The 24,924-nt window shown below is 58.2% G+C and carries 29 protein-coding genes; 8 read left to right on the forward strand and 21 right to left on the reverse strand.

The window, feature by feature from the left end:
• Positions 1-31 precede the first annotated feature (31 nt).
• Complete coding sequence (purT, locus tag OKC28_RS14380) at positions 32-1,210, reverse strand: formate-dependent phosphoribosylglycinamide formyltransferase (RefSeq protein ID WP_021139274.1); 1,179 nt, start codon at positions 1,208-1,210, stop codon at positions 32-34.
• A gap of 87 nt (positions 1,211-1,297) precedes the next feature.
• Positions 1,298-2,188: a DMT family transporter gene (locus OKC28_RS14385; protein ID WP_034523741.1), complete on the reverse strand. Its 891-nt coding sequence runs from the start codon at positions 2,186-2,188 to the stop codon at positions 1,298-1,300.
• A gap of 226 nt (positions 2,189-2,414) precedes the next feature.
• On the opposite strand from OKC28_RS14385, the gene OKC28_RS14390 reads away from it, so the two are divergent.
• Positions 2,415-3,002 carry an FMN-dependent NADH-azoreductase gene (locus OKC28_RS14390; protein ID WP_005311244.1) on the forward strand — a complete coding sequence of 196 codons (588 nt, stop codon included), beginning with the start codon at positions 2,415-2,417 and terminating at the stop codon, positions 3,000-3,002.
• Positions 3,003-3,101: 99 nt separating this feature from the next.
• Here the strand turns inward: OKC28_RS14390 and OKC28_RS14395 are convergent, their stop codons facing one another.
• The 4 genes from OKC28_RS14395 to OKC28_RS14410 form a co-directional block, all read right to left on the reverse strand.
• On the reverse strand, positions 3,102-3,281 hold the full coding sequence (locus tag OKC28_RS14395; RefSeq protein ID WP_005311246.1) for a hypothetical protein: 180 nt from the start codon (positions 3,279-3,281) through the stop codon (positions 3,102-3,104).
• Between the two features lie 163 nt (positions 3,282-3,444).
• Positions 3,445-3,633 (reverse strand): DUF4250 domain-containing protein, encoded by a 189-nt coding sequence (locus OKC28_RS14400; RefSeq protein WP_021139271.1) that lies wholly within the window; start codon positions 3,631-3,633, stop codon positions 3,445-3,447.
• Complete coding sequence (locus OKC28_RS14405) at positions 3,630-4,100, reverse strand: MarR family winged helix-turn-helix transcriptional regulator (RefSeq protein WP_005311250.1); 471 nt, start codon at positions 4,098-4,100, stop codon at positions 3,630-3,632. Before OKC28_RS14405 ends, OKC28_RS14400 begins: the two co-directional genes overlap by 4 nt.
• A gap of 170 nt (positions 4,101-4,270) precedes the next feature.
• A complete protein-coding gene (locus tag OKC28_RS14410) occupies positions 4,271-5,485 on the reverse strand; it encodes a UPF0149 family protein (protein ID WP_219590007.1) in 1,215 nt (404 codons plus the stop codon).
• A 212-nt stretch (positions 5,486-5,697) separates the two neighbouring features.
• Here OKC28_RS14410 and OKC28_RS14415 point away from each other — a divergent pair, with 212 nt between their 5' ends.
• Positions 5,698-6,576: a CvfB family protein gene (locus tag OKC28_RS14415; RefSeq protein WP_005311254.1), complete on the forward strand. Its 879-nt coding sequence runs from the start codon at positions 5,698-5,700 to the stop codon at positions 6,574-6,576.
• Positions 6,577-6,888 carry a DUF1289 domain-containing protein gene (locus OKC28_RS14420; protein WP_256683843.1) on the forward strand — a complete coding sequence of 104 codons (312 nt, stop codon included), beginning with the start codon at positions 6,577-6,579 and terminating at the stop codon, positions 6,886-6,888.
• A 44-nt stretch (positions 6,889-6,932) separates the two neighbouring features.
• On the opposite strand, the gene OKC28_RS14425 is transcribed toward OKC28_RS14420, so the two are convergent.
• On the reverse strand, positions 6,933-7,256 hold the full coding sequence (locus OKC28_RS14425) for an HI1450 family dsDNA-mimic protein (RefSeq protein WP_256683842.1): 324 nt from the start codon (positions 7,254-7,256) through the stop codon (positions 6,933-6,935).
• Positions 7,257-7,398: 142 nt separating this feature from the next.
• Between OKC28_RS14425 and OKC28_RS14430 the strand changes: the two genes are divergently transcribed.
• Positions 7,399-7,539, forward strand: coding sequence for a hypothetical protein (locus OKC28_RS14430; RefSeq protein ID WP_162829730.1), 141 nt, complete (start codon positions 7,399-7,401; stop codon positions 7,537-7,539).
• Between the two features lie 63 nt (positions 7,540-7,602).
• Here the strand turns inward: OKC28_RS14430 and mtgA are convergent, their stop codons facing one another.
• The 5 genes from mtgA to minC all read right to left on the reverse strand — a co-directional run bounded on the left by mtgA (position 7,603) and on the right by minC (position 10,697).
• Positions 7,603-8,373, reverse strand: a complete 771-nt coding sequence (mtgA, locus tag OKC28_RS14435) for a monofunctional biosynthetic peptidoglycan transglycosylase (RefSeq protein WP_256683841.1) — start codon at positions 8,371-8,373, stop codon at positions 7,603-7,605.
• Positions 8,358-8,684, reverse strand: a complete 327-nt coding sequence (locus OKC28_RS14440; protein WP_005311263.1) for an HI1450 family dsDNA-mimic protein — start codon at positions 8,682-8,684, stop codon at positions 8,358-8,360. Before OKC28_RS14440 ends, mtgA begins: the two co-directional genes overlap by 16 nt.
• 196 nt (positions 8,685-8,880) lie before the next feature.
• A complete protein-coding gene (gene minE, locus OKC28_RS14445; RefSeq protein WP_005311265.1) occupies positions 8,881-9,147 on the reverse strand; it encodes a cell division topological specificity factor MinE in 267 nt (88 codons plus the stop codon).
• Between the two features lie 2 nt (positions 9,148-9,149).
• Positions 9,150-9,962: a septum site-determining protein MinD gene (minD, locus tag OKC28_RS14450; protein ID WP_005311266.1), complete on the reverse strand. Its 813-nt coding sequence runs from the start codon at positions 9,960-9,962 to the stop codon at positions 9,150-9,152.
• A gap of 18 nt (positions 9,963-9,980) precedes the next feature.
• Entirely contained in the window at positions 9,981-10,697 is a 717-nt protein-coding gene (gene minC, locus OKC28_RS14455) for a septum site-determining protein MinC (protein ID WP_005311268.1), read from the reverse strand.
• A gap of 106 nt (positions 10,698-10,803) precedes the next feature.
• Between minC and OKC28_RS14460 the strand changes: the two genes are divergently transcribed.
• Both OKC28_RS14460 and OKC28_RS14465 read left to right on the forward strand, forming a co-directional pair.
• A complete protein-coding gene (locus OKC28_RS14460; RefSeq protein ID WP_059167725.1) occupies positions 10,804-11,082 on the forward strand; it encodes a YcgL domain-containing protein in 279 nt (92 codons plus the stop codon).
• Entirely contained in the window at positions 11,082-12,041 is a 960-nt protein-coding gene (locus tag OKC28_RS14465; protein ID WP_256683840.1) for a lytic murein transglycosylase, read from the forward strand. Before OKC28_RS14460 ends, OKC28_RS14465 begins: the two co-directional genes overlap by 1 nt.
• 169 nt (positions 12,042-12,210) lie before the next feature.
• On the opposite strand, the gene OKC28_RS14470 is transcribed toward OKC28_RS14465, so the two are convergent.
• The 3 genes from OKC28_RS14470 to ppnP form a co-directional block, all read right to left on the reverse strand.
• A complete protein-coding gene (locus OKC28_RS14470) occupies positions 12,211-13,581 on the reverse strand; it encodes an L-serine ammonia-lyase (protein ID WP_021139264.1) in 1,371 nt (456 codons plus the stop codon).
• Between the two features lie 286 nt (positions 13,582-13,867).
• Positions 13,868-15,250 carry an L-serine ammonia-lyase gene (locus OKC28_RS14475; protein WP_059114328.1) on the reverse strand — a complete coding sequence of 461 codons (1,383 nt, stop codon included), beginning with the start codon at positions 15,248-15,250 and terminating at the stop codon, positions 13,868-13,870.
• A gap of 212 nt (positions 15,251-15,462) precedes the next feature.
• Positions 15,463-15,747: a pyrimidine/purine nucleoside phosphorylase gene (gene ppnP, locus OKC28_RS14480; protein ID WP_201302849.1), complete on the reverse strand. Its 285-nt coding sequence runs from the start codon at positions 15,745-15,747 to the stop codon at positions 15,463-15,465.
• A gap of 269 nt (positions 15,748-16,016) precedes the next feature.
• Here ppnP and OKC28_RS14485 point away from each other — a divergent pair, with 269 nt between their 5' ends.
• Positions 16,017-17,255, forward strand: coding sequence for a dicarboxylate/amino acid:cation symporter (locus OKC28_RS14485; protein WP_099993332.1), 1,239 nt, complete (start codon positions 16,017-16,019; stop codon positions 17,253-17,255).
• A gap of 48 nt (positions 17,256-17,303) precedes the next feature.
• On the opposite strand, the gene OKC28_RS14490 is transcribed toward OKC28_RS14485, so the two are convergent.
• Complete coding sequence (locus OKC28_RS14490; RefSeq protein ID WP_021140035.1) at positions 17,304-17,720, reverse strand: MerR family transcriptional regulator; 417 nt, start codon at positions 17,718-17,720, stop codon at positions 17,304-17,306.
• A gap of 132 nt (positions 17,721-17,852) precedes the next feature.
• Between OKC28_RS14490 and OKC28_RS14495 the strand changes: the two genes are divergently transcribed.
• Positions 17,853-19,016: an acetyl-CoA C-acyltransferase gene (locus OKC28_RS14495; protein ID WP_256683839.1), complete on the forward strand. Its 1,164-nt coding sequence runs from the start codon at positions 17,853-17,855 to the stop codon at positions 19,014-19,016.
• Here OKC28_RS14495 and OKC28_RS14500 read toward each other — a convergent pair.
• The 5 genes from OKC28_RS14500 to OKC28_RS14520 form a co-directional block, all read right to left on the reverse strand.
• The gene (locus OKC28_RS14500) at positions 19,013-20,236 is read right to left on the reverse strand and encodes an EAL and HDOD domain-containing protein (protein WP_034524016.1); all 1,224 of its coding nucleotides are present in this window, start codon (positions 20,234-20,236) and stop codon (positions 19,013-19,015) included. The two genes, OKC28_RS14495 and OKC28_RS14500, sit on opposite strands and share 4 nt — an antisense overlap.
• 130 nt (positions 20,237-20,366) lie before the next feature.
• A complete protein-coding gene (locus OKC28_RS14505; protein WP_021140038.1) occupies positions 20,367-21,623 on the reverse strand; it encodes an outer membrane protein transport protein in 1,257 nt (418 codons plus the stop codon).
• Positions 21,624-21,876: 253 nt separating this feature from the next.
• Complete coding sequence (locus OKC28_RS14510; RefSeq protein WP_021140039.1) at positions 21,877-23,163, reverse strand: outer membrane protein transport protein; 1,287 nt, start codon at positions 23,161-23,163, stop codon at positions 21,877-21,879.
• A 408-nt stretch (positions 23,164-23,571) separates the two neighbouring features.
• Positions 23,572-24,315 carry a DUF3379 domain-containing protein gene (locus OKC28_RS14515; protein WP_099993322.1) on the reverse strand — a complete coding sequence of 248 codons (744 nt, stop codon included), beginning with the start codon at positions 24,313-24,315 and terminating at the stop codon, positions 23,572-23,574.
• Complete coding sequence (locus OKC28_RS14520) at positions 24,308-24,898, reverse strand: sigma-70 family RNA polymerase sigma factor (protein ID WP_011898743.1); 591 nt, start codon at positions 24,896-24,898, stop codon at positions 24,308-24,310. The genes OKC28_RS14515 and OKC28_RS14520 overlap by 8 nt, the downstream gene beginning before the upstream one ends.
• Positions 24,899-24,924: the final 26 nt, after the last annotated feature.

Below are 24,924 nucleotides of genomic sequence, written 5' to 3' on the forward strand. Positions count from 1 at the left end.
TGCGCCTGATCACGTCAGCAACCGGTTTTGGTCAACAAATCACCTCGACCCGGGCGGCGACCGCCTTGGCTTTTTCCACCGCCTCTTCACACTGCTGCCCACGGGCCAGGGCGACCCCGAGCCGGCGGCGGCCGGCGATCTCGGGCTTGCCGAACAACCGCAGCTGGGCGCCCGATACCAAGGCCAGCGCCTCCCCAATGCCCTGATAGCGGATGTCCTGACTGTGACCATCCCGCAGCACCACGGCCGAGGCGCTTGGCCCGTACTGGGTGATGGTGCCGATGGGCAGCCCCAGGATGGCGCGCACATGGAGAGCAAATTCGGAGAGATCCTGAGAGATCAGGGTCACCATGCCGGTATCGTGGGGGCGGGGGGAGACTTCGCTGAACCACACCTCGTCACCCCTGATGAAGAGCTCGACCCCGAACAGGCCATAACCGCCAAGCGCCCCGACCACCTTGGCGGCGACCTCCTTGGAGCGGGCCAGCGCCAGGGTGCTCATCGCCTGTGGCTGCCAGGATTCGCGGTAGTCGCCATCTTCCTGGCGGTGGCCTATGGGGTCGCAAAAATGAATGCCATCGACGGCCCGCACCGTGAGCAGGGTGATCTCGTACTCGAAGGGGACGAATCCTTCAACAATCACCTTGCCGCGACCGGCACGGCCACCCTCCTGGGCGTAGGTCCAGCTCTCGTCCAGTTTGGCGAGATCCCGCAGCAGGCTCTGCCCCTTGCCCGACGAGCTCATCACGGGTTTTACCACGCAGGGCAGGCCGATGGCTTCGACGGCGGCGATGAACTCCTCCTTGCTCTGGGCAAAACGGTAGGGGGAGGTGGGCAGACCCAACTCTTCGGCGGCGAGGCGGCGGATCCCTTCCCGATTCATGGTGAGCTGGGTGGCGCGGGCGTTCGGCACCACCTTGACCCCCTCTTGCTCAAGCTGTGCCAGGGTATCGGTGGCGATGGCCTCGATTTCAGGAATGATGAGATCGGGTTTGACCAGGGCCACCAGGGCGCGCAGGGCATTGCCATCGAGCATGTCCAGCACGTGGGCTTTGTGTGCCACCTGCATGGCGGGGGCATTGGGGTAACGGTCGGCGGCGATCACCTCGATCCCGAACCGTTGCAACTCGATGGCGACTTCCTTGCCGAGTTCTCCCGAGCCAAGCAGCAGGGCGCGGGTGGCGCTGGGGCGGGTGGCGGTTCCAAACATACGATCTCTCCTGATGTCGATGGTCACAATGTCTCTGTCGCTATTGGCAGCAATAGCAGGCAAAAAAAGAGGCACGCATGGCGTACCTCAGGAAACAGATTGATGGGCGCGCTGCTCCAGATGGGTAAGCAGCGTGATGGCGCCAATGATGATGGCAGCGCCGAGCCACAATCGGCCGGGGGGCGCCCAGCCAAACACCAGCCAGCCGGCAAGCACGTTCATGGGCAGCTTGGCAAAATCAAAGGGTTGCACGAACGAAGCCTCGGCCACGCTGTAGGCGCGGGCGATGGACATCTGGGCCAGTGCCGACAGTACCCCTGACACCGCCACCAGCAGCCACTGGGTTTCGCTCGGCCACTGCCACTCCGGCAGGGCCAGCATGGCATTGAAGGGGGTGCTGAAGATGAGCAGGTAGACCACTATGGTGTGGGATGACTCGCTTGCCGCCTGATAGCGCACCAGCAGGGAGTAACCGGCCCAGAACAGGGCGGCCGCCACCGGCAGCAGGGAGGCACAGCTGAAATCATCGGTCCAGGGGGCCAGGATCACCATGGCGCCGACAAAGCCCGCCAGGGTTGCCAGAATACGGGCCCGGCTCACCTGCTCCTTGAGCAGCAGGGCAGAACCCAGGGTCGCGAACAAAGGGGAGGTCATCAAGAGCGCTATCCCCTGCCAGATGGGCACGGGCACCGCCAGCGCCCACAGCCAGAACTGGATGCCGACCACGGCCAGGGCGACTCGCAGCAGGTGCAGACGCAATTGGTTGGTCATCAGGGATTGACGCAGGCCGTGTCGCACCAGCCAGGGCAGCAGACACACCAGGGCGATCAGGTATTGATGAAAGGCAACCTGGGTCGAGGGGAGGCCGAGCTTGAAGCTGACATATTGGCTCAGACTGTTGACGGCGGCAAAGCAGAGGCCTGCCACCATCATCCAGACTGCACCGGCAAAAGGAGAGTGCCTGCGCGAGGGTACCATGGGATCCGGGTCGCTGGAAAAAAGTGCGGCGGATCATAACGGCAATCGTTTGTTCTGCCAAGCATTGAGCGGTTGGCCATGGGGCCGTTGGCGATAGAATGAACTAAGTTCAAAATTTTTGAATAAGTTGAGCATCTATTTTCGCTATCCGCAGAGAAGCTCAATGTTTAGAGTGACCTCCATCGACAGCCAAGCTGTTCAACCGACAACCAAATGGAGTTTCACCATGGCCAATATCCTAGTACTCAAGTCCAGCATCCTGGGCCAATATTCCCAATCCAACGCCCTGATCGACGGCTTCCTGGCTGACCACCAGTCCGACACAGTCACGGTGCGTGATCTGGCGACCCTGAACCTGCCGGTGCTGGACGGCGAGCTGGCCTCGGGTCTGCGCGGTGGTGACAACCTGAACGAACGTCAGCTGGCCGTCATGGCACAATCCGACGAGCTGATCGCCGAACTCAAAGGAAGCGATTTGGTGGTGATTGCTGCCCCCATGTACAACTTCAGTATTCCGACCCAGCTGAAAAACTGGATTGACCTGATTGCCCGTGCCGGCGTGACCTTCCGTTACACAGAGACAGGTCCGGTCGGTCTGGTGGAAAACACCCGCGCCCTGGTGATCAGCCCCCGTGGCGGCATGCACGTCGGCAGCGCCACCGATCTGGTGACTCCCTACATGCGTACCGTGCTGGGTTTCATCGGCATCAAGGACGTGGACTTCATCTACGCCGAAGGCATGGGCATGGGTCCGGATGCGCAAGCCAAAGGCATTGAGCAGGCCAAAGGACAGCTGGAAACCCTGGCACTCTGATCAAGAGACTGGCCATGGCGTACCAAACAAAACAACGCAGCCCTTGGGCTGCGTTGTTGTTTCTATGCAGGCAGAGCTGCAGTGGCCAGTCGTGGCGGGTCAATCCTGAATGAAGTGACGACAGCCGCTGCCCACCATCAGGCACACGGCAACCAGAGAGCCCAGCAACAAGGTGCTGAGCCACTGCTCGGCGCTGTCAGGCAGGCTGGGGGAAAACAAACTGATCATGAGAATGGCGCAGAGGGTGATCAGGGTGGTCTGTCGGGTCAGGATCATCATGGGTCGTCCTTGGCTGGCGTGTCACGGGTCAGAGACTAACCGCCGTGTATGACAGCTTGATGTATCCATACATGTCGCTGGGTGTCATTCCACGGTGTCATCATCACCATATCAGCTTTTGGCGCCGGGGCCAGTGCCGTTGGCCGGGTTGTGATCAGGATCCCTATCTGAACTGTTTCTGATCCGGCAGGTAGTGGAAATCGCCGCTGGCGAGTCTGGTGACCAGGGCCTCCTTGTCGAGATCTTGTGCCTTGCAGAGATCGTCCAGATCATCAAAACGATCACGCAACTGCATATTGACCAGGCTCAGCAGCATGTTGACATCCATGGTGGCGAAATTGTTCAGGTTCATGACTTGTGCTCGCTATCCAGCAGGTGCAGTTGTTCGATGGCGTCGCTGACACTTTGCAGGTGCAGACGAATGGACTGACGCGCCTCGGCAGGCAGGTAATCGGTGAGGGTATGCTGCCAGCTGCCTGCTTCGGTCTTGAGCTGCTGGAACAGGGTGAGCCCGGCATGGGTGAGAGAGACCAGGCTGACCCGCTTGTCCTGTTCGCTGCTCTCGGTAAACAGTATCCCCTTCTCCACCAGTCGGTGGATTTCGCGGGAGATCCGCACCTTGTCCATCCCGCTCGCCTCCACCAGCTCTTTCTGGCTGATGGGGTAGTTGGGGCCGAGCACCATCATGAGGCGCCATTGGGGCACCGTCAGCTGATAACGCTGCTGGTAAAACTGCTCAAAGGTATCGCGCACCATCTCGGCGGCGTGAACCAGCTGATAGGGGGGGTAGTGCGCAAGCAGCTCTATGATCTTTGACATATGACATCCTGCTGTGACGGCTGCATCGAGTGCAGTTTCTCTTGATACTTTGACCTTGATGATACGTAACACAAGGGCGTTTGTCTGAACATGCACCAGAGAAATGTGCGGTTGCGCACGTCATACGCCGCAACCGGGTCTGTTCGAAGCTGATTTATACGACTGGTTGCTCAGCCTTTACGCAACCAGATCAAGGCGTTGTGCTTGAGCCAGGCCTCACGGCTCTGCAGTGTGTAGAGCGCTGCTTCATCGCGACTACCCGCCTGCCAGCTCTGGGGCTCCTGTTTGGGCAGCTTGCGCTGGCCCAGCAGACAGGCCGGGATATGGGCATTGGCCTTGATGGCGGCGTCCAGCTGCTGCTGAGCCGCCTCGGGGCCGTCACAGGCAAATACCATCAAGGCCCTGTTGTAAAGCAGCCAGCTGGAAGCCTCGTCGAAGCGCACCAGCAAGGCGCGCAGGGCGGCCCAATCCCCTTGCAGGGCATAGAGGCTGGAGAGGGGATAACGGCAACCCAACTCATCTGCGATACACAGGTCGAGCAGCGCCAGATATTCCTGGCGAGCCTGCTCCAGCTGGCCGAGACGCAGCAGGCAATCGGCCCTGCCGGCCCTGGCGGCGAGCAGCGGGCGTGCCTCGTGGGCACTCCAGCCGTGGCCAGCCATCTGCTGCCAGAAAGCGGCATCGAACAGCGGCTCGGCATCGTCAATCACTTTGTCAAACCAGCCGAGGCGAGCCTGGGGGTCGCGGCAGGCATCGGCCAGCTCGAACCACTGCTGCCACTGCTCGGCCTGCTCGCTATCGAGGGCTGCCTGAGTGCCGGGCACTCCCTGATACTCATCCAGCTGCAGCAGCTGGTTGAGCGCAGTCTTCATGTTCTGACGTTGACGTTTGCAAAATTCCATAAAGGGCAGCTCACTGCCGGCGGCCGCGTGCAGCATCTGGGCCATGGGCTTGTCGCGAAACAGGCTGAGTTCGGCGGCCAGACTGAAACGGTACTGGGTGGTGGGATCGTTCAGATCCTTGGGCTTGGGCCAGCTGGCAAATCCCTGACTGAAACCGTAGCACCACTGGCCGAGGGGGTGACTCTGCTCGAACACTTGCTCCGGGCTGTCGGTAGAGAGGCGGCACTGGCTTGGCAAGGCCAGCTGGGCCTCGTCGGCCTGAGCTTCCAGCTCGGCGATCAGATGGTGCAGCGCCTCTGCGCTCTTCTCATCCAGTTCGGCGTCATGTGGCAACAGACCGGCCAGCGGGGCCTGCCAGTCAGGGGCATCCGGCCCCACCAGACGGGCGCACAGAAAACCGTGCAGCGCCGGGTAGGTCATGTCCTGCCCACTGTGGGTCTGGATCCATTGATTGAGATGACGGGTACGAGTGGATGGATTCATCGACAGTTCCTCAGGATTTGAACAGCGGCGCAGTCTACCCAAAAGTGGGGGTATTTGCAGTAAAGCACCGGCCGAATGACGATTATATCGCCATAAACCGTGAAAACGGCCTCGAAAATCATGCGGGAGCAGGGCAAGGGGCTAGGCCCTGTTGCCGCTCTTGGGGTAACATGCGCGCCCATACGGGCAATGAAAAATTGACCATCCGGATAATGAAAGAAGAGATCAGCATGTTACAGATTGGCAAGATGAACACCCTCACCGTAATCGAGCTCGAAGACAGGGGCGCCTGGCTGGCGGCCGACGAATATGGCGAGCTGCTGCTGCCCAAGCGTCAGCTGCCGGAAGGGGTGGCTGAAGGTGACGGTGTGGAGGTCTTCCTCTATCTGGATGCCGACTGTGAGCCTGTGATCACCACCGACAAGCCGTTTGCCATGGTGGGCGACATAGTCGGTCTCAAGGTGGTCAATGCCAACAAGATCGGTGCCTTCCTCGACTGGGGCATGAAAAAAGATCTGTTTGTGCCGACCCGTGAGCAGAACAAGCCGATGCAGGTGGGCCACGTCTATCTGGTGCATCTGATGCTCGACAACGAAGGCCGCATGGTAGGCACCAGCCGGCTGGAGCGGTTCCTGCGCACCGATAACCCCCCCTTCAAGGCTGGTGACGAGGTAACAGCACTGCCGGGTGAGCACACGCCGCTTGGCATCAAGGCGATCGTCAACGGTGAATATTCCGGCATGCTGTTCAAGAACGAGGTATTTGGCCGGGTGATGACGGGTCGACCGCTGACCGCCTGGGTCAAGCAGGTACGTGACGACGGCAAGCTGGACTTGACCCTGCAAAAGCCGGGCATGGATCGGATGGACGATGCCGGTGGCCGGATCCTGACCCGGCTGATGAAGCAGGGTGGCAGTCTGGCTGTCGGTGACAAGAGCGAACCCGAGCTCATCTACAAGCTGTTCAACATGAGCAAGGGCACCTTCAAGAAGGCCATCGGCGGCCTCTACAAGCAGGGCAAAATCGTCATCGAAGACAACTGCATCACCCTGGTTGCCACAGATACCGACTCGGCAGTGGACAGCGAGTAAGTGCCGAGCCCCTGTATCGGCCACTGTCAGGCCAAGGACGGGCTCTGCCTCGGCTGTGGCCGTACCCTGACCGAGATTGGTCACTGGTCGGCCATGGAGAGCGACGCCCAGCTGGCCGTGATGGCAGAGCTGGACGGCTCGAAAAGCACCCATACGTGCCCTGGCTGTGGCGAGCCGGCATTTTGCGCCGTGTCGGCCGGTGCAACGATCGCACAGTGCTGGTGCAGCCAGTTGCCTGCTCTGCCCATGAGCGAGGCCAGCGCCTGCTGGTGTCGCCGCTGTCTGGCCAAGGCCATTGCAGCGCAGCCCTGAGCGGGGCATACCAGAAAAGAGAAAGGCGCCGAGGGCGCCTTTTTTTATGCCTGTTGCTGGCGGTGCCAGCGCACATGGACATCGTGCTCGTTAAGAAAGCGGGGCAGCAGGAAGGTGGCGTAGATCACCTCAAACTCATCCTGATGGTCCAGCAAGCCAACCCACACCTCTACCCAGGACTTCATGTCGACCGGTACACCGAGTTCGGTTGACCAGTCTCCATTGGGCAGGGTCGCCTCGACGGCGCCACGCTGTTCGAACTCCAGTGTGATGTCGACGATTTGTTCGGGGGCCAGCATGTCTGCGGCCTGCTCAAGAAACTGATCATAGGCCCATTCGACCAGCTGATCCGGGGTACGTTGTTCCATGAAATCACTCCAGATACATCGAGGTTCGCTACTGTAGCAAGTATTGGCGGTGGCGGCCAGACCGGTGCGGATACCGATCCGCCACCTGTCCAACGGCGCGGGTAGAAGGTATGGTTGAAGGGGGATCCACTGGAGGGGTGTCATGAAGCGACGAGTGCGGCGACAGCAGATCAAGCGACGACGGGAGGCCTGGTGGTGGCACTATCTGCCGCTGCACCAGAGCACGGTGGGCGGTCATCTGGGCCCGCCGGCAGAGACATTGCCTGCTGACCCCGATCCCTGATAGATGACTCTGATGCGCTCAGGGGCGATCTATGGCTATCCGAGCATGCTCTGTGCCCGATCCTCAATCGTCCTTGTATACCTTGTTGAGGGTAGCCTGGCCAAGTTGACCCATCTGGCGACGGATCCAGGCAGAGCGTTGCTGAACATAGGGGGAGGGAGGTTGGACCCGATAGCGCCAGGGATTGGGCAGGGCGGCAGCCAGCAGAGAAGCCTCGTAACGAGTCAAGCGGGCGGCCGATTTGCCAAAATAGTGCTTGGCGGCGGCCTCGGCGCCATAGATGCCGGGGCCGAACTCCACGATATTGAGATAGACCTCGAGGATACGGGATTTGTCCCAGCCCAGCTCCATCAGCAGGGTAAACCAGGCCTCGATCCCCTTGCGCAGGAAGCTGCGATCGCTCCACATGAAGAGATTCTTGGCTGTCTGCTGGCTCAGCGTGCTGGCGCCACGTACCCGCTTGCTGCGCTGGTTGTGCTTGAGTGCCGAGCTGATGGCATCCATGTCAAAGCCGCTATGGTCGGCAAAGCGCTGATCCTCTGCGGCGATCACCGCCAGTTGCAGTTCCCGCGAAATACGATCTATGGGCACCCAGTCATGCTTGACCACGGCTATCTTGGCGGGCGGAAACAGGGCCCGTTCGATGCGCCAGGTCCACATGGGGGGATCGATGAAGCGCAGCAGCACCACCGAGACGATGGAGCCGAGCAGGACTGCCACCAGCAGCTTGCCGAGCCAGCTCAGCATGCGCCGTCCCAGAGCCGGACGTACCGGCTCGGGAGCATAATAGCGGGGACGCAGATCATCGGGATCCGGAATTATTGGGGCAACCATTCGATGTGGCAGAACTTCTCGTCAACACGGCGGGAGAGCAGCATGCGGGCAAACAGGTGCTCATATTCTTGTTCGGCATTACCAAGCCCGATCCAGATCTCGGCATACTCGGTATCGCTTACGGCAAATCCCACGTCCGCTTCCCAGTCATCGGCCGGATCGGTTTCCGCCAGCAGGCCGCGACTGTTGAACTCCCGGTTGAAGACGGCAATCTCCTGCTCCGGCAAGTTGTCGGAGGCCAGCTCCATGAAAAGTTCGAGTGCGGTGTCGAGCAGTTCCTCGACGCTGTGCATTTCATCGTTCAAAGACATAGATCGTCCGTTCCAGATAATAAAAATGAGACGCCCCGTCGGCGAAGCCGAACAGTGGCGCGCGGTATTCTAGCTGGCCCCCTCTTCCTTGGCGAGATCAGGCGTGTGACCCGCCCTATTTGCGGCAATAAAAAACCGGATCCTGGTACAGGATCCGGTCTTCATTGGGGGAAGGGGTCACGCATGGGGCGTCAGCTCATCCCTTTTTGTCATCGGCGAAGGTGATGTTGAGCTCCAGCACAGACAGCTCATCACTCTTCTTGTCCAGCTGGACCGTGATCTTGTCAGGGTCGATCTGCACATACTTGCGGATCACATCCAGCAGGTCCTGCTTGAGCTGGGGCAGGTAATCCGGCCCCCCTCTGGATGAACGCTCGTGCGCGACTATGATCTGCAACCGCTCTTTGGCCAGTTGTGCGGTGTTTTGTTTCTTGTTGGAACGAAAATAATCCAATAATGACATGTTTAACTCCCGAACAGTCGGCTAAAGAAGCCCTTCTTTTCTTCTTCCAGAAAACGAAAATCCTTGGTGTCGCCCAACAGGCGGGCAACGGCATCCTCATAGGCCTGACCGGCATCGGACTCCTTGTCCAGAATGACCGGCTCCCCAGAGTTGGAGGCGCGCAGCACAGCCTGGGACTCCGGGATCACCCCGAGCAGCTTGATGGCCAGGATATCCTGTACATCCTGTACGCTCAGCATGTCGCCACGGTTGACGCGGGTCGGGCAGTAGCGGGTGAGCAGCAGGTGTTCCTTGATTGGGTCTTCGCCGCGCTCGGCACGACGGGACTTGGAGGCCAGAATGCCAAGGATGCGATCCGAGTCACGCACGGAAGAGACTTCCGGGTTGGTGGTGACGATGGCCTCGTCGGCGAAGTAGAGCGCCATCAGGGCACCCGCTTCGATCCCGGCTGGTGAGTCGCAGACGATGTAATCAAACTTCATTTCCGCCAGCTGATCCAGGATCTTCTCAACCCCTTCATGGGTCAGGGCGTCCTTGTCCCGGGTCTGGGACGCGGGCAGGATGAACAGATTTTCGCAGCGTTTGTCCTTGATGAGGGCCTGATTGAGGTTGGCCTCACCGTTGATCACATTGACGAAGTCATACACCACGCGCCGCTCGCAGCCCATGATGAGATCCAGGTTTCTCAGACCGATGTCAAAATCGATGACCACAGTCTTGTGGCCACGCTGAGCCAAACCTGTACTCAGGGCCGCGCTGGTTGTGGTCTTGCCAACGCCACCTTTACCCGATGTAACGACTATGATTCGCGCCATTCTCGCTTCCTTGTAACTCTATTTGATATGGTCTATTCGGAGTTGTTCGTTATCCAGCCGGACATGCACCGGCTGTTGTATCAGGCCTGCCGGCAGTGCATCGCTCAGTTGGAACGTGCCTGCGATGGATAGCAGCTCGGCCTGCAATTGCTGGCAATAGATCCGTGCCTGGGTGTTGCCCTTGGCACCGGCAATGGCCCTGCCACGCAGGGCGCCATAAATATGTATGCTGTCGTCGGCGATGACTTCGGCCCCCTGGCTCACCGAGCCCAGTATCACCAGCGAGGTGCCGGCGGCGTAGAGTTGTTGGCCGGAACGCACGGGGCCCACGTGCACCTTGCTCGGCACCAGAGGCGCCGGCGCGGCCTTCACCTCGGCCACCGGAGACGGGGTGGGTTCCGGCAGTGGCAGCGGCTCGACCTTGCGGCTCTTGCCAGAGGCCATTACCGCCAGCCCCGCGGCCTTGGCTGCCGTCTTCATCGCCTCATCCCTGGCGCCCGTGATCCCGACCAGCACGAAGTCCTCTGATTCGACCAGCCCTTTAAGCTGGTCAAAGTCGGGGATATCCGCGAGTCGTTCCACATTGATGACGAGGGGGGCACAATTAAAAAACTGAGGCGCCTGGGCGACTTTTGCCGCCAGTAACTGACGGATCCGCTCAGGCTTGCCATCGCTGATATGCAACACAGAAATAGTGAAGGTAGTCCCTTTCAATTCGTTATCGCGCTCAACCATGATCTTCCCCGAGACAGAGACGGTAATCCGTTATTGTTATTCAATTCCTGATGTTATAGTTTGCCACCATCAGAGGCAATAAACCCGTCGGATTATATCAACTTCCATGTTATGTGCAGTCTATAAAAGTCGTAAAAAAGCCGAGACCTATCTTTTTGTTGAAAGAAGAGAGGATTTCTCCCGCGTACCCGAGGTGCTGATGAGTACATTTGGTCGTCCCGAGCTGGTATTGATGACCAAGCTGGATCCAGCCAAGCCCCTGGGGATTGCCTCGACCAGCCGGGTCATGGAGGCGCTCGGCAGTCAGGGCTTCTACCTGCAGGTGCCACCGCCGCCCGAAAATCTGCTGGAACAGCACAAGGCACAATTAAAGGTCAGCCGCTGATGAAGGGTCAGCTGGCACTGTTATTACTGGGGGGACTGTTAAGTTCTCAGTTGCAGGCCAGCCCCGATTTTGAGCGTTACGTGATTGGCCTCAAACAGGAAGCACTGGCGGCCGGTATCAAGGCTGAGACAGTGGCGGCTGCGTTTGCCGATATTCGTGTCATCGAACCTGCCATCAAGCACGATAAAAACCAGCCGGAATTTAAAGTGACGCTGGACACTTATATTCCCCGTGCGGTCCCGCAGTGGAAAGTCAATCAGGCCAGGGCCCTATATCGTCAGCATTTGCCGCTGCTCACAAAAATAGGGGCAGAATATGACGTACAACCGCGCTTTATTGTCGCCTTGTGGGGCGTCGAAACCAATTTCGGTAAATTGACCGGTAAATTCCCGCTCATTTCTTCGCTGGCCACGCTGGCCTGGGATGGTCGACGTGAGGCCTTTTTCAAAGGGCAGCTGTTTGATGCCCTGCATATCATAGAGCAGGGACATGTGACCCCTGCGGCCTTCAAGGGCTCCTGGGCCGGTGCCATGGGGCAGGTGCAGTTCATGCCATCTTCCTTCCTCAAATACGCGGTGGATCAGGATGGTGACGGCAAGAAGGATTTGTGGGGCAATCTCGCGGATGTGTTTGGTTCGGCAGCCAATTATCTGCATCAGAATGGCTGGCACGGGGATGAAACCTGGGGCCGTCAGGTCAAGGTGCCCAAGATGCTGGATCCCGCCTTGCTCGGGCTGGAACAGTCCAGGCCGTTATCGGCATGGCAGGCACTGGGCGTGAGGCAGCTCGATGGCACAGCCTTGCCCCGCGCCGAGATGCAGGCTTCCCTGGTTCGCCCCGACGATGTGGAAGGGCGCGCCTATCTGGCTTATCCCAACTATCTGGTACTGCGCCACTGGAATCGCTCCCACTATTTCGTGGTGGCGGTGGGAACCCTGGCCGATCGTATCGTGGAGTAGCTGGCTCAGGTCTTGGCACTTCCTCTGATTGGGCATTTCATACGATAAACAAGGGATGCGATTGCAGAGTGAATAAATCGCAGCGGTAATCCAGATGGCCAGCGTCTCCAAATAGCAGGCAACAAAAAGGCGGGAATTCCCGCCTTTTTGTGTTTTTGGCAAACACTGCTTATTCACAGGCAACCTGCATCACCTTGATGGCCAGGCCACCACGGGAGGTTTCACGGTACTTGGAGTCCATGTCCTTGCCGGTGATGTACATGGTCTCGATGACCTTGTCCAATGACACGCGCGGCTTGGAGGTGCGACGCAGGGCCATGCGGGAGGCGTTGACCGCCTTCATGGCGGCGATGGCGTTGCGCTCGATGCAGGGGACTTGCACCTGACCGGCCACCGGATCACAGGTCAGACCCAGGTTGTGCTCCATGCCGATCTCGGCGGCTTCACACACCTGTTCCGGGCTGCCACCCATCAGTTCGGTCAGGCCGGCTGCGGCCATGGAGCAGGAGACCCCCACTTCACCCTGGCAGCCCACTTCGGCGCCGGAGATGGAGGCGTTCATCTTGTAGAGCATGCCAACGGCGGCGGAGGCCAGATAGAAGCGGGTGTATTCGTCACGGCCGACCGGCTGGATGAACTTGTCGTAGTAGGCCAGCACGGCCGGTATGATGCCCGCGGCGCCGTTGGTCGGCGCGGTCACCACGCGGCCACCGGCAGCGTTCTCTTCACTCACCGCCAGGGCAAACATGTTGACCCAGTCGACGATGCTCATCGGATCGTTGGAGAGATGTTCATTGGTAGTCAGCTGACGGTAGAGCGGGGCGGCACGACGGGGCACGCGCAGCGGGCCGGCCAGGATCCCTTCGGTACGGCAGCCGCGTTCGATCCCTTCACGCATGGTGGTCCAGATCTTGCCAAGTTTCTTGTAGATCTCTTCCGGGGTGTTGAAGCACTTCTCGTTTTCCAGCATCAGGGCGGAGATGGAGAGACCGGTCTGGCTGCAGTGGGCGAGCAGCTCTGCCGCACTCTTGAACGGATAGCTTACCGACATGTCGCCGCTGTCGGCCTTGCCGAAGTTCTCTTCGTCGACGATGAAACCGCCACCGATGGAGTAATAGGTCTTGCTATAGGTAGCCTCATCTTCGATGAAGGCGGTCAGCTTCATGCCGTTTTCGTGCAGCGGCAGCGCCTCGTCATGGAACACCATGGCGCCCTGCGGGAAGCTGACGGTGTGGCAGTGCAGGCCGATCGGCAGGCGGCCGGTCTGCTCTACGCGGGAGATGAATTCGGGGATGCCGTCGATGTCGACGTTCTCGGGCAGGTTGCCCGCCAGACCCATGATGATAGCGGTATCGGTGTGATGACCTTTGCCGGTCCAGGAGAGTGAGCCATAGACATCGACCTGGATCCGGGTGATGTCACGGATCTTGCCGCCAGCACGCAGTTCATCCACGAACTGTTTGGCAGCTTTCATCGGGCCGACAGTGTGGGAAGAGGAGGGGCCAACACCGATTTTGAAGATATCAAAAACGCTGATCATGTAACAATTACCTCAGGATAGAAGGGGGCGCCATGCCCACTCGCAGAAACGGGGTGATCCATGGGACGAGGGCGTCGTCGCCGAGGTCAATGAACCAGATAACCCTAGTGTAACGATTCAAAGCCTAAAAAAAGTTGAAATAGATCTATTTTTGTTGAATCAGAGACGCGAGTATAAAATTTATTTTGATGCTTATCCATTTTGTTAAGCACTTGGCAAACGTTTTGCAAAAAAATACCCGGCCAGGCCGGGTATTGCGGGAAAAAGTGGAGTCAATTGGCTGTTTTTAACATTCTGTAATGTTAACCGCCAGGCCGCCGCGGGCTGTCTCCTTGTACTTGGTCTTCATGTCGTTGCCGGTTTCCCACATGGTTTTGATCACCTTGTCCAGCGACACCTTGTGTTCACCTGTGCCACGCAGGGCGAGGCGGGCGGCATTGATGGCCTTGACTGCACCCATGGCGTTGCGTTCTATGCAGGGCACCTGCACCAGCCCTCCCACCGGATCGCAGGTGAGGCCCAGATTGTGTTCCATACCTATCTCGGCGGCGTTTTCGACGATGGCGGGGCTGCCGCCCAGGATCTCGGTCAGGGCACCGGCGGCCATGGAGCAGGCGACGCCCACTTCTCCCTGACAGCCCACTTCGGCTCCCGACAGCGAGGCGTTTTTCTTGTACAGGATGCCGATGGCGGCGGCGGTGAGGAAGTAACTCAGCAGCAGCTCGTCATCCACCTTGCGCACGAAACGGTCATAGTAATGCAGCACGGCCGGAATGATGCCTGCGGCGCCGTTGGTAGGGGCTGTGACCACACGGCCACCGGCGGCGTTCTCCTCATTGACGGCCAGCGCAAACAAGTCCACCCACTCGATCACCATCAGGGGATCCTTGTTGAAGTTGGTCTCGCAGTTGAGCTGGCGATGGAGGGCCGGGGCCCGGCGCTTCACTTTGAGGCCGCCCGGCAACACCCCTTCGCTGCGGCAGCCGCGTTCGACACAGGCCTGCATTGCCTGCCAGATCTTGCGCAGACCGGCTTTGATTTCCTCTTCGCTCCGAAATACCTTCTCGTTGGCCAGCATCAGACCCGAGATGGAGAGACCGCTCTCCTGGCAATGGGCCAGCAGCTGGGCGCCGCTCTCGAACGGGTAGGGGACGGGGTGGGCTGCATCGAAGCGGGCCGCCTCTTCCTTGGCGTTGGCAAAATGGCTCTCCTCTATGATGAAGCCACCGCCGATGGAGTAGTAGGTCTGCTCAAGCAGCAGGGCATTGCCTGCGAATGCGCGCAGCGTCATGCCGTTGGAGTGAGCGGCCAGGGTCTTGCGGCGATTGAAGATGATGGCACCGACCCGGGCGAACTGGCTCGGCTGCTCACCCGCCAGCAGCAAGGACTGGCTGCGATCCACTTCGCTCAGGAAGGCGGGAATGGCTTCGATATCCACCGATTCCGGTTCAAAGCCAGCCAACCCCAAAATGATGGCCTTGCCTGTGCCGTGACCCTTGCCGGTCTGGCCGAGAGATCCGTAGCACTCGACTTCTACCCGTTCTGTGCCAGACAGCAGACCCTGCTGCTTGAGCGCGTTAACAAAGGCGTAAGAGGCCCGCATCGGCCCCACCGTATGGGAAGAAGAAGGGCCGATCCCGATGGAAAACAGGTCGAAGACACTGATCATGACACCACTCCGATTATGGGTTTTGTCTAAACATTGTAAATTTTTTGTAGTCGATGGAAAGCGGGGAAGCTGAGGCGTGTGATGGCGGCATACAAATGAGTGGCTGGCAGCGGGCAAAGAAGGTTGGAATGAGCGCACTGGCATCAAAGAGAAGGAGCGAGACCCGGGCCCGCTCCTTTGCACTGTTCAGTCACTCATCTGCATTCGGTCACTCAGTCGAGAAATTCGCACAGATAGGCGGTGGGGGTTTTCACTTCCAGCTTGAAAGAAGAGTGGCCGGCCACCTCGAAGGATTGGCCCTGACTGTAGGTGTGCCATTCGTCCTCATCGGCCAGTTGTATGGTGAGAGCACCCTTGACCACAGTCATCCGCTCGGGGGCGGCAGTATTGAACTGGTAGTCACCGGCTTCCATCACACCAACGGTCGCTTTGTCACTTTTTTGCTCGAAACCGATGGATTTTACATTTCCGTCAAAATATTCGTTAACTTTCAGCATGTTTTCATCCCTGTATGCACGTTTGCCCAGCAAAAGTAGCACAATGTTTTGTCAGTTGTCATGAATAAAGCTGGAAAAATCGTCATGTTCCTTTTGAATCTTCACTTTGTCGCAAAGTTATCAATAAGTTCCGTTAACGATTTGTCGATTTAAAACAGCAGATAAATATGAGACAAAACGCGCGCTCAGGGGAATGAACAGGTGTTTTTCCCCTGTCTGGTTAATTGCACTGGGAAAGTGTGAATTTTTGCTAAATAAAGGAACATTCTGTGTTAACAAAAGGACTCATTAAGAACATTGGCTTCCAGGTTGTGGTTGCCATGGTGCTGGGCGCATTGGTGGGGGCGTTCATGGGTGAACAAGCCAGCATCTTTGCACCGCTTGGTACCCTCTTTATCCAGCTGATCAAGATGCTGGTGATCCCGCTGGTGGCAGTTGCCATCCTGTCGGGGGCCGCCAATCTGGGCGCCAGCCCGGCTGCGGGCAAGATAGGCGTTACCACCCTGGCTTTCTTCCTCGGCACGTCGGCACTGGCCGTGCTGCTGGCGCTGGTGATGGGGCAAGTCTTCAAACCCGGTGTCGGCGTCGAATTTGGCTCCATGGCCTCCATGTTCTCCGGCGACTACGCCGACAAGGGCGCCCTGCCGGATGCGGTATCTACCTTGCTTGGCATGATCCCGACTAACGTCTTCCAGTCATTGAACGAAGCCAACATACTGCAGATCCTGGTGTTCTGCATGTTCCTTGGCATCGCACTGGCCAAGCAGCCACGTGAGCGAGCCAAACCGCTGATAGATGGGCTCAACACCCTGGTGGACGCTTTCGTCTGGATGATCAACAAGGTGATGCTGATTGCACCGCTCGGTGTGTTCGGCCTGATGGCCGAGGCCATTGGGACCTACGGCTTCGACGTGTTGACTCTGGTGCTCAAGTTGTTCGTGGTCTATGTGGCTGCCATCCTGATCTTCGGGTTCGTGGTCTACCCGCTGCTGGTTGTGCTCTTCTCCAACACACCGGTGCGCAAGTACTTCTCCGCCATGAAGAAGCCGCAGATCGTGGCTTTCTCCACCGCTTCTTCCATGGCGACCCTGCCGGTGACGCTGCAGACCTGCGAAAAAGATCTCAAGGTGAGCAATGCCACCGCCTCTTTCGTACTGCCACTTGGCGCCACCATCAACATGAGTGGCAACGCCATCTATTACGGTCTGGTTGCCATCTTCTTTGCCCAGGTGTTCAACGTTGACCTCGGCGTGGGGGCCTGGGTGGCCATCATCCTTACCTCTACTCTGGGGGCGATTGGTCAGGCCGGTGTGCCGGGCCCGAGCTTCCTGGTGGTGGCCGTGTTGCTGGCTGCCGGTATCCCCATCGAGGGTCTGCCGCTGTTGTTCGCTCTGGATCGTCTGTTCGACATGATCCGTACCGCGCTGAACATCACAGGGGATGCGGCCTGCGCCGTCATCGTCGACCGTTACAGCCCGGATTACGACCCGGATCGCTGGTCAAAATAACAGCTACACAAACGAGTCAATGACAAAGGGGCCTGCCGGCCCCTTACTTTATGGTGTCTCCCCCGTGTTTCGCTGCAACTGGACCAGCGCCTGCTGGCAGCGCTGCTCGGCGGCGTCGAGCTCCAGCAACACCATCTTGATGTCTTCCAGCTGCTGTTGCAGCGTTTCCCGCTTGTCGGCCACCAGTCCCAGCATGGTTTGCAGCTGGGTACGGCTGCTCTTGTCTGCATCATAGAGATCAAACAGATCCCGGATATCCGCCAGGCTGAAGCCCAGCCGCTTGCCGCGCAGGGTCAGTTTGAGGCGCACCCTGTCCTGCTTGCTGTAAATCCGGGTTTGTCCCTGACGGGCAGGATTCAACAGTCCCTGATCTTCATAAAAACGAATACTTCGGGTCGTAACATCAAATTCACGGGCCAGTTCGCTGATGCTGTAGGTCCGTGAGTCATCCTTGGTTCGGTTCATGGCGCTATCTTGACTGTCATTTTGTTGTCAATGCAGGCTGGCACCTTACCCAAACGTCAACTGCCCCGCAAGTCTTGTTCCAGCAGCGGGAGCAGCATATGTTATGTCCATGTAACAAGGAGAGTGCTATTGATGGATATTGTGATTGTTGCGGCCAAGCGTACCCCCATGGGGGCCTTCCAGGGAGCCTTGGCCAACCTGACCGCCCCCGAGCTCGGCGCTTGCGGCATTGCTGCCGCCATGGCACAAGCCGGGCTCAAGGGGGAGCAGATCGATGAAGCCTACATGGGCAATGTGCTCAGTGCCGGGGTGGGGCAGGCGCCCGCCCGTCAGGCTGTGTTGAAGGCGGGTTTGCCGGAGAGTGTGCCATGCACCACTGTCAACAAGGTGTGTGGTTCCGGCATGAAGGCGGTGATGCTGGCGGCAGACAGCTTGCGTCTGGGTGACACCGACATAGTGATCGCCGGTGGCATGGAGAGCATGAGCCGGGCGCCTTACCTGCTCGACAAGGCGCGCAGCGGTTTTCGCATGGGGCATCAGAGCGTGCTGGATCATATGTTTCTCGACGGCTTGCAGGATGCTTACGAAGGCCAGTTGATGGGGCATTATGCCCAGTTGAGTGCGGATCGCGCCGGTCTGGCCCGCTCCGACATGGACGCTTTTGCCATCGCTTCCCTGACGCGTGCGCTGGCTGCCCAGCAGAGCGGTGCTTTCAAGGCCGAGCTGGCCCGGGTTACTGTCGGTGACACCCTGCTGCTCGCCGAGGATGAGCAGCCTGCCAAGGCCAGGCCCGACAAGATCCCCCATCTGAAACCGGCATTCAGCAAGCAGGGCACCATAACGGCTGCCAATGCCAGCTCCATCTCGGACGGAGCGGCGGCGCTCATCCTGATGCGAGCCGAGACGGCGGCGCAGCTGGGCCTGCCTGTGCTGGCCCATCTGGTGGGTTATCAAAGTCATGCCGCTGCGCCCGCCGAGTTTACCAATGCGCCCATCGGCGCCATCAATGCCTTGCTATCCAAGATCGACTGGCGGGCGGAAGAGGTCGATCTATTCGAGATCAATGAGGCGTTTGCCATGGTCAGCATGCTGGCCATGGCGGGTTGCAACCTGCCTCATGACAAGGTGAACGTGAACGGCGGGGCCTGCGCACTGGGGCATCCACTGGGGGCGAGTGGTGCCCGTATTCTGGTTACGCTCATTCATGCACTGCATGCGCGCAGTCTGAAACGGGGTGTGGCAAGCCTGTGTATCGGTGGAGGGGAGGCGACTGCCGTCGCCATCGAGTTGAGTTAATCTGTTTCCGCCATGGCTTGGAATTGCTGATTGACCCAGGCGGTGGCGGCCAGATAGAGCTGGCTGACCTTCTCTTCATTGAGCCCGAGTCGGGCCGTTCTGGCGGTAATGCGCTGCCAGTTCGCACTCTCATAATCTTCACAAAACGAGAGATAGAAACCCAGGTTGCCCTTGCGTTCCAGCAGGGCGACCCGGATCTCCTCGATCAGGGGGATAGTGCCGAGCAGCCTGTCCATCGGCTGCTCCATCAAGACATCCAGCAAAGAGAACAGACCCGTGATAAAGGCTTGCTGCGCCTCCTGGGTGGGGGCATGGGTGTGCGCCAGCAGCTCGCAAAAGCGGGCCCGGATCATGGACATCTGATAGAGCTCGGCACTCTTGCCATGGCCCGCGCTGGTGGCTGCGACCAGGGTCACGAAGCGCTTGAGCTGGGTGTGACCCAGATAAACGGCCGCCTGGCGAAACGAGGAGATGGGGTTGGCGTGGCTCTTCAGGTGATTGACGTAACGCAACAGCTTGAGGGATAGCGAGATATCCTGACTCAGCAGCTGTTCGATACGATTGAGATCCGGCTCCTCCTGGTTGACTACATTGAGCAGTTGCATCACCACCACCTGGGCGGGCTGCATTGTGGTCTGCCTCACCATCTCGGGTCGGCTGAAGAAGAACCCCTGGAACAGATCGATACCGAGCCGCTTCACTCGTTCAAACTCCGCCTTGTCTTCGACTTTTTCCGCCAGATAAGTGAGCTTGAGATGCTGGTGTTGCTGGATGAACACCTTGATCCGCAACAGCGAGGTGGCGCGCAGATCGAACTTGATGATGTGAATATAGGGCAGGAAGCGCTCCCATTCGTCCGACATGGTGAAGTCGTCCAGCGCCAGCTGATAACCAAGCTCATGCAACTGCTGCACTTTGGCCAACAAGGCATCGTCAGGATCTGCATCTTCCAGGATTTCGATGACGACCTTCTCTTGTGGCAGACATTCCGCCAGCCCTTCCAGCAGCAGGGAGTGGGGAAAGTTGATAAAGCAGGGGCGCCCGCCAAGCAACTGATCGATGTTCTGTTGCAAAAATTGCTCGACCACCAGTCTGGCGGTGGCCTGCTGGGAGGAGATCACCGGAAACACATTATCCAGACTGTCGCGAAACAGCAGCTCATAGGCATAGGTGTTCAATTCCCGATCCAGAATGGGCTGCCTTGCTACGTATGAATACATGCATCTCTCCAGCGTGAGTACTGGATTGATTTTATTGTGAAGATGAGCACTATGCCAGCGCGGCGGGACCGGAAACAGTCAATAACTGGCATAGTGCTTGAATGGAAGGGCCGGGGTTGGAAGAGCCGGGTTAGAAGAGATAGTTCAGCTGCAGGCCAGCCAGCCAGGCATCCCCTTCCGAGGTGCCCTGGAAGGTAGAGGTGGTTTGCGAGATCCCGGGCTTGAGCTCCATGGTCTCGGACACATCCACTTTCTTGCCGTCGATCAGCGTCAGGCCCAGATCCAGCGAGAGGTTGTGATCAAACTGATAGCCCACACCGGCGCTGTACCAGACCCGGTCCGAGTCAGGGATGGAGATGGTGCGGCGATCGGCCGGGACCGGGCTGCGATCATAGGCAATACCTGAGCGCAGTTGCCATTGTGGCGCCAGCTGATAGGTCAGGCCCAGCGCATAGCGCCAGCTGTCTTCCCAGTGCTCATCCTTGATGTGCATGATGCCGTGATTGTCGAGCTCGGATTCGAGCTGCACAAATTTGCTCCAGTTGGTCCAGTTGATGCTTGAGTGCAACGCCAGGGTCGGGGTCAACTGATGGAACAGAGCCAGCTCGGCCGTGGCGGGCAGGGGCAGATCCAGGCTGCCGGTGTCGGTAAACGCCTGACCATTTTGCTCGATGCCGATGGCATCGCCGGAGAGCGTCAGGGTCACATCATGCCGGTAGGAGAGACCCAGGCGAGTTGTTTCTGACAGCTCCAGCAAAGTGCCAAGGTGCCAGCCCATGGCCCAGCCATCCCCTTTCAGGTGTTTGGCTATTTTGTTGTTGGAAGGGAAGGTGCCACCCACTTCTCCCTCACCCTGAATGGCGGAAAGGCCGCCGCCGACAGACCACATCTGATTGATGCGATAGGCCAGCGAAGCACTCAAATCCAGGGTCTTGATGTCCGAGACATTGCCGAAGTGACCGGCATTGTAGTTATCCGGCATCTCGACGCCGAGGCCGTAGTAGGAGGTGGCTGCCAGCCCCAGTCGCCACTGCTCATTGAGCGGCACTATCAGATAAGCGTTCGGGACCCAGGCATCGCCAGCAATATCGTGGGCTGCTGCGTCCAGATTGACTGGGCCCATGGCGGTAGGCACTCGGGTGGTCCCCTCTATGTTGACGTCGGGGCGGACATAGATGAAACCACCAGAGAAAGCCACTGTATCGAAACGGGTCATGGCGGCCGCATTGCGGGAGAGCACGCTGGCGTTGTCAGCGATGGCTGCCTCGCCGGCGAAGGCGCGGCCCATGCCGGTAGCGGATTGTTCGGCCAGCTGGAAACCTGCTCCCTGGGCCTGGCTTGACAGTACCAGCAGGGCGACAAGAGATGGCTTCATGAAGGAGTGCATTGCGTTGTCCTTGAAAATGAACGCTGGGTTCAATCGGTCTTATGGTCGGGTGCAGGATTTTATATGGTATGACCAGTAAGGCAACGGGCTCAGCCCTGTAGGGTGTAAAACAAGATTAAATGCTGAGAAGTAGGGGGCTAATGGCTTGATAAAAAAGGAAATGTGAACAGGTGTTTGCTACAGCTGTACGCTGAAAACAGTATGTTGAATAAAAAAAGAGCGCCCGTAGGCGCTCTTTTGGTTCTGCAGATAATCAGAATTTCATGTTGAACTGAGCGGAGGCCAGCAAAGCAGTACCGCTAGAGGTACCCTTCCAGCGTACCGGATCGGAGTGGCTGGTAAGGCCTTCGTTCACGTCTACTTTCTTGCCATCCAGATAGGCCATGCCGAAATCGACACTCATGTCCTTGTCGATGTTGTAGGTGGCACCAGCGCTATACCAGACGCGGTCGGAGTCCGGAATGCTCAGGCTGCGATATTCAGCCTCAATCGCAGTCTTGTCATAGGCGAAACCGATGCGGGCTTCCCAGGACGGATTGATGTACCAGGTTCCACCCAGAGCGTAACGGGTGGAGTCCTTGAACTTCTCGTCTTTTTGCAGACAGACGCCGCCGGCGCAGGAGTTGCTGGTGGCCTTGAGCTCCTGGAAGGCGCTCCAGTCAGTCCAGTTGACGGAGTAGTGCACGGCGAACTGCGGATTCAGACGGTGGTAACCGGCGAACTCGGCCTGGGCCGGCAGATCCAGTTTCAGATTGCCATCAACGGTGTTGTAGCCTGAGCTCAAGCCCTTGAAGTCACCGTCAAAGCTCAAATCCACCTGGGAGCGATAGGTCAGAGCGAAACGATGATCCTCGTTTACCTCGTACATGGTGCCGACGTTCCAACCAAAGCCCCAAGTGTCGCCTTTCAGGTGCGCTATGGCGGTGTCGCTGTTGTGGACTATACCTGTCTTGGCAGTCAGGGCCGGGGCGAGGGCACCGGCATAACGGTTTAGCTCGGCCTTGGCGTAGACTGCGTTGATGCCGGCACCGACGCTGAAGTTTGAGTTGATGCGGTAGGCGATATTCGGGTTGATGTTGAAGGTCAGCAGCTCGGTATCACCGGCACCGGCACCGGCAGCGAAGTTCTTGGAGTACTCGGTCGCCAGACCGTAGTTGGAGAACATGCCGATGCCCCAGGCCCACTGATCGTTCAGCGGCTGGATAAAGTAGGTAGCAGGGACGAAGGCATCCGGTGCAATGTCAGACTGGCTGGCGCTGGCCATTTTAGCGGGGCCTGCATAGATATCACCTTCAACATCCACATCCGGTTTGATGTAAGTACCGGAAACGGAGAGTGCCATCTTGTCAAAACGGGTCATGGCTGCCGGGTTGCGTGACAACACGGCTGCGTTGTCGGCAATGGCGGCTTCCCCTGCATACGCACGACCCAGACCGGAGGCCGAGTGTTCGTTCAGCTGGAACGCGGCAGCGAAGGTTTGGGTACTGGCCAGGGTAACGGCGGCCGCGATCAGGCTTTTTTTGAAAAAGGCAGTTGTCATAGTGTTCTCTCTTGTGGGCAGATTTTCTGTCAGCATCAGGGCTTTTTTGCCACCGTATACGACAAGATCTGTTGTTATTTCAGCTTCTTCCCATTCAATTCTGGCGTGATTCTATGGATCTGGTAGGAGGTAAGAAATCAGACCAGTGACAGCAGAATACATAAAAGTGTCTATTGTGTTAATCATTTGTTTTAACTTGGCGTTTAAACAGTCTCTTTTGCCAGTTATTGAGTAAAAATTGAACGTTGATGCTGATCTGCATCACAAAAATAATTTTGGCTATTTGTGGTGATTGGGCGCTAATGGGTGAGGATTGTGGCGTTAAAGGAGAAGAACGAGCAGACAACCGGATTGTCTGCTCGTGTGACGGACGCTACGCAGCCTGAGTCAGGATCGCGTTAAACCCGGTTAAATCGACCAGTGCAAACGGGACTCCAGTTCCTGCGCCACCGGGTTCAGTGACTCCTGCATATCCCCGATCAACACCATGTTGGCTCCCTTGAGCGGCACTATCTCTCCCTTGAGCTGGCCATCATCGAAGTTAGGCTCAAGGGTCAGTGGCACATGCTTGGGTACCAGAAACAGGGTGACAGGCCCCATCTTGCCCTGGATCACCATGTGCAGCGCCGGCCCCTGGTAGAAAGCACAGTGATTGACATAGGTTACTTTCATGCCGTCCATGCCCATCAGGGTGGCGCCATATTTTTCCATCTTGGCGTTGATGGTACGCAGGCTCACCTTCTCATCCACATCCTTGATGAAGGGCTCCTCCCCATAGACGTGAGCCATGGCGACCTGACCGAGGGAAAGCTCACTCTGTGTTGTCAGTGGCCAGCTTAACCAGCGGGTACTCATGCCAAGCAGGAAGGCGACCGACGCGGCCATGGCCAGCATACGCCAGCTGGTGCGTGGGCGAGATGGCAGCGGGACAACCGTTTCTGGCTCTGCCTCCAGAGCCTGCCTGAGCAAAATACGCTCGGCCAACCCTGCCGGCACCTCGACTTCCATGGCCTGGTGCAGGTGGCGATCCAGCTGTTTCATCTCGTCCATGTGCTTGCGATTGGCAGGGGAAGCCTGCGCCGCCTCAAGAAACTCGGGAGTCTGTTCCAGTGGATGGGTGATGGCCCGACGGCGAAATTCCAGCTCATCCATGGGTATGTCCTCTTTGTTGTGTCTTTGACTCCATGGCCTCTTTGATCTGGTTGCGGGCCCGAAACAGGCGAGTCATGACGGTATTTTTGTTCAATCCCAGCTGCGTCGCTATCTCGTCGCCGCTGAATCCCCCCAGCACCTGCAGCAGCAAGGGTTCCTGATATTCGGCGGGCAGACGGGCGATATGGCGTCTAAGCCATTCGTGCTCCATCTCCTGCTCGCTGTGCAAGGCATCCGGATCGCTCTGGGGATGCTCGTCGAGATCGATGAGATCAAATTGCCTGCGCTCGAAACGACGGGCGTTCTCCCGCCGCAATATGGTGATGAGCCAGGCCTTGGCGGCTTTGTCATCGACCAGCGTATCAATGGCCTTCCAGGCGCGCAGGAAGGTCTCTTGCACCAGATCTTCCGCCACCTGGGGATCTCTGCACAGCCAGTAGGCGTAGCGGTAGATGTCCCCGTGCAGGGCATGCACCAGAGCCTCGTATTTGGTTTGTTTGTCTGCCATGCCTTCATAGACCGGAGAAGCCGTTGGATCCTTTCCGACCGTGGCACCTTTTTTTCTGAAAAAACCTAACGCCATCGCTGGGCTTCCTTTTAAATGGGGGA

Source organism: Aeromonas sp. D3 (genome assembly GCF_027705025.1).
GTDB classification, from domain to species: Bacteria; Pseudomonadota; Gammaproteobacteria; order Enterobacterales; family Aeromonadaceae; genus Aeromonas; species Aeromonas salmonicida.

What these genes read in the sequence shown, in the direction of transcription:
- purT (WP_021139274.1), bottom strand. Translation starts at nt 1,210, where the DNA reads ATGTTTGGAACCGCCACCCGCCCCAGCGCCACCCGCGCCCTGCTGCTT.
- OKC28_RS14385 (WP_034523741.1), bottom strand. Translation starts at nt 2,188, where the DNA reads ATGGTACCCTCGCGCAGGCACTCTCCTTTTGCCGGTGCAGTCTGGATG.
- OKC28_RS14390 (WP_005311244.1), top strand. Translation starts at nt 2,415, where the DNA reads ATGGCCAATATCCTAGTACTCAAGTCCAGCATCCTGGGCCAATATTCC.
- OKC28_RS14395 (WP_005311246.1), bottom strand. Translation starts at nt 3,281, where the DNA reads ATGATGATCCTGACCCGACAGACCACCCTGATCACCCTCTGCGCCATT.
- OKC28_RS14400 (WP_021139271.1), bottom strand. Translation starts at nt 3,633, where the DNA reads ATGAACCTGAACAATTTCGCCACCATGGATGTCAACATGCTGCTGAGC.
- OKC28_RS14405 (WP_005311250.1), bottom strand. Translation starts at nt 4,100, where the DNA reads ATGTCAAAGATCATAGAGCTGCTTGCGCACTACCCCCCCTATCAGCTG.
- OKC28_RS14410 (WP_219590007.1), bottom strand. Translation starts at nt 5,485, where the DNA reads ATGAATCCATCCACTCGTACCCGTCATCTCAATCAATGGATCCAGACC.
- OKC28_RS14415 (WP_005311254.1), top strand. Translation starts at nt 5,698, where the DNA reads ATGAAAGAAGAGATCAGCATGTTACAGATTGGCAAGATGAACACCCTC.
- OKC28_RS14425 (WP_256683842.1), bottom strand. Translation starts at nt 7,256, where the DNA reads ATGGAACAACGTACCCCGGATCAGCTGGTCGAATGGGCCTATGATCAG.
- OKC28_RS14430 (WP_162829730.1), top strand. Translation starts at nt 7,399, where the DNA reads ATGAAGCGACGAGTGCGGCGACAGCAGATCAAGCGACGACGGGAGGCC.
- mtgA (WP_256683841.1), bottom strand. Translation starts at nt 8,373, where the DNA reads ATGGTTGCCCCAATAATTCCGGATCCCGATGATCTGCGTCCCCGCTAT.
- OKC28_RS14440 (WP_005311263.1), bottom strand. Translation starts at nt 8,684, where the DNA reads ATGTCTTTGAACGATGAAATGCACAGCGTCGAGGAACTGCTCGACACC.
- minE (WP_005311265.1), bottom strand. Translation starts at nt 9,147, where the DNA reads ATGTCATTATTGGATTATTTTCGTTCCAACAAGAAACAAAACACCGCA.
- minD (WP_005311266.1), bottom strand. Translation starts at nt 9,962, where the DNA reads ATGGCGCGAATCATAGTCGTTACATCGGGTAAAGGTGGCGTTGGCAAG.
- minC (WP_005311268.1), bottom strand. Translation starts at nt 10,697, where the DNA reads ATGGTTGAGCGCGATAACGAATTGAAAGGGACTACCTTCACTATTTCT.
- OKC28_RS14460 (WP_059167725.1), top strand. Translation starts at nt 10,804, where the DNA reads ATGTTATGTGCAGTCTATAAAAGTCGTAAAAAAGCCGAGACCTATCTT.
- OKC28_RS14465 (WP_256683840.1), top strand. Translation starts at nt 11,082, where the DNA reads ATGAAGGGTCAGCTGGCACTGTTATTACTGGGGGGACTGTTAAGTTCT.
- OKC28_RS14470 (WP_021139264.1), bottom strand. Translation starts at nt 13,581, where the DNA reads ATGATCAGCGTTTTTGATATCTTCAAAATCGGTGTTGGCCCCTCCTCT.
- OKC28_RS14475 (WP_059114328.1), bottom strand. Translation starts at nt 15,250, where the DNA reads ATGATCAGTGTCTTCGACCTGTTTTCCATCGGGATCGGCCCTTCTTCT.
- ppnP (WP_201302849.1), bottom strand. Translation starts at nt 15,747, where the DNA reads ATGCTGAAAGTTAACGAATATTTTGACGGAAATGTAAAATCCATCGGT.
- OKC28_RS14490 (WP_021140035.1), bottom strand. Translation starts at nt 17,720, where the DNA reads ATGAACCGAACCAAGGATGACTCACGGACCTACAGCATCAGCGAACTG.
- OKC28_RS14495 (WP_256683839.1), top strand. Translation starts at nt 17,853, where the DNA reads ATGGATATTGTGATTGTTGCGGCCAAGCGTACCCCCATGGGGGCCTTC.
- OKC28_RS14500 (WP_034524016.1), bottom strand. Translation starts at nt 20,236, where the DNA reads ATGTATTCATACGTAGCAAGGCAGCCCATTCTGGATCGGGAATTGAAC.
- OKC28_RS14505 (WP_021140038.1), bottom strand. Translation starts at nt 21,623, where the DNA reads ATGCACTCCTTCATGAAGCCATCTCTTGTCGCCCTGCTGGTACTGTCA.
- OKC28_RS14510 (WP_021140039.1), bottom strand. Translation starts at nt 23,163, where the DNA reads ATGACAACTGCCTTTTTCAAAAAAAGCCTGATCGCGGCCGCCGTTACC.
- OKC28_RS14515 (WP_099993322.1), bottom strand. Translation starts at nt 24,315, where the DNA reads ATGGATGAGCTGGAATTTCGCCGTCGGGCCATCACCCATCCACTGGAA.
- OKC28_RS14520 (WP_011898743.1), bottom strand. Translation starts at nt 24,898, where the DNA reads ATGGCGTTAGGTTTTTTCAGAAAAAAAGGTGCCACGGTCGGAAAGGAT.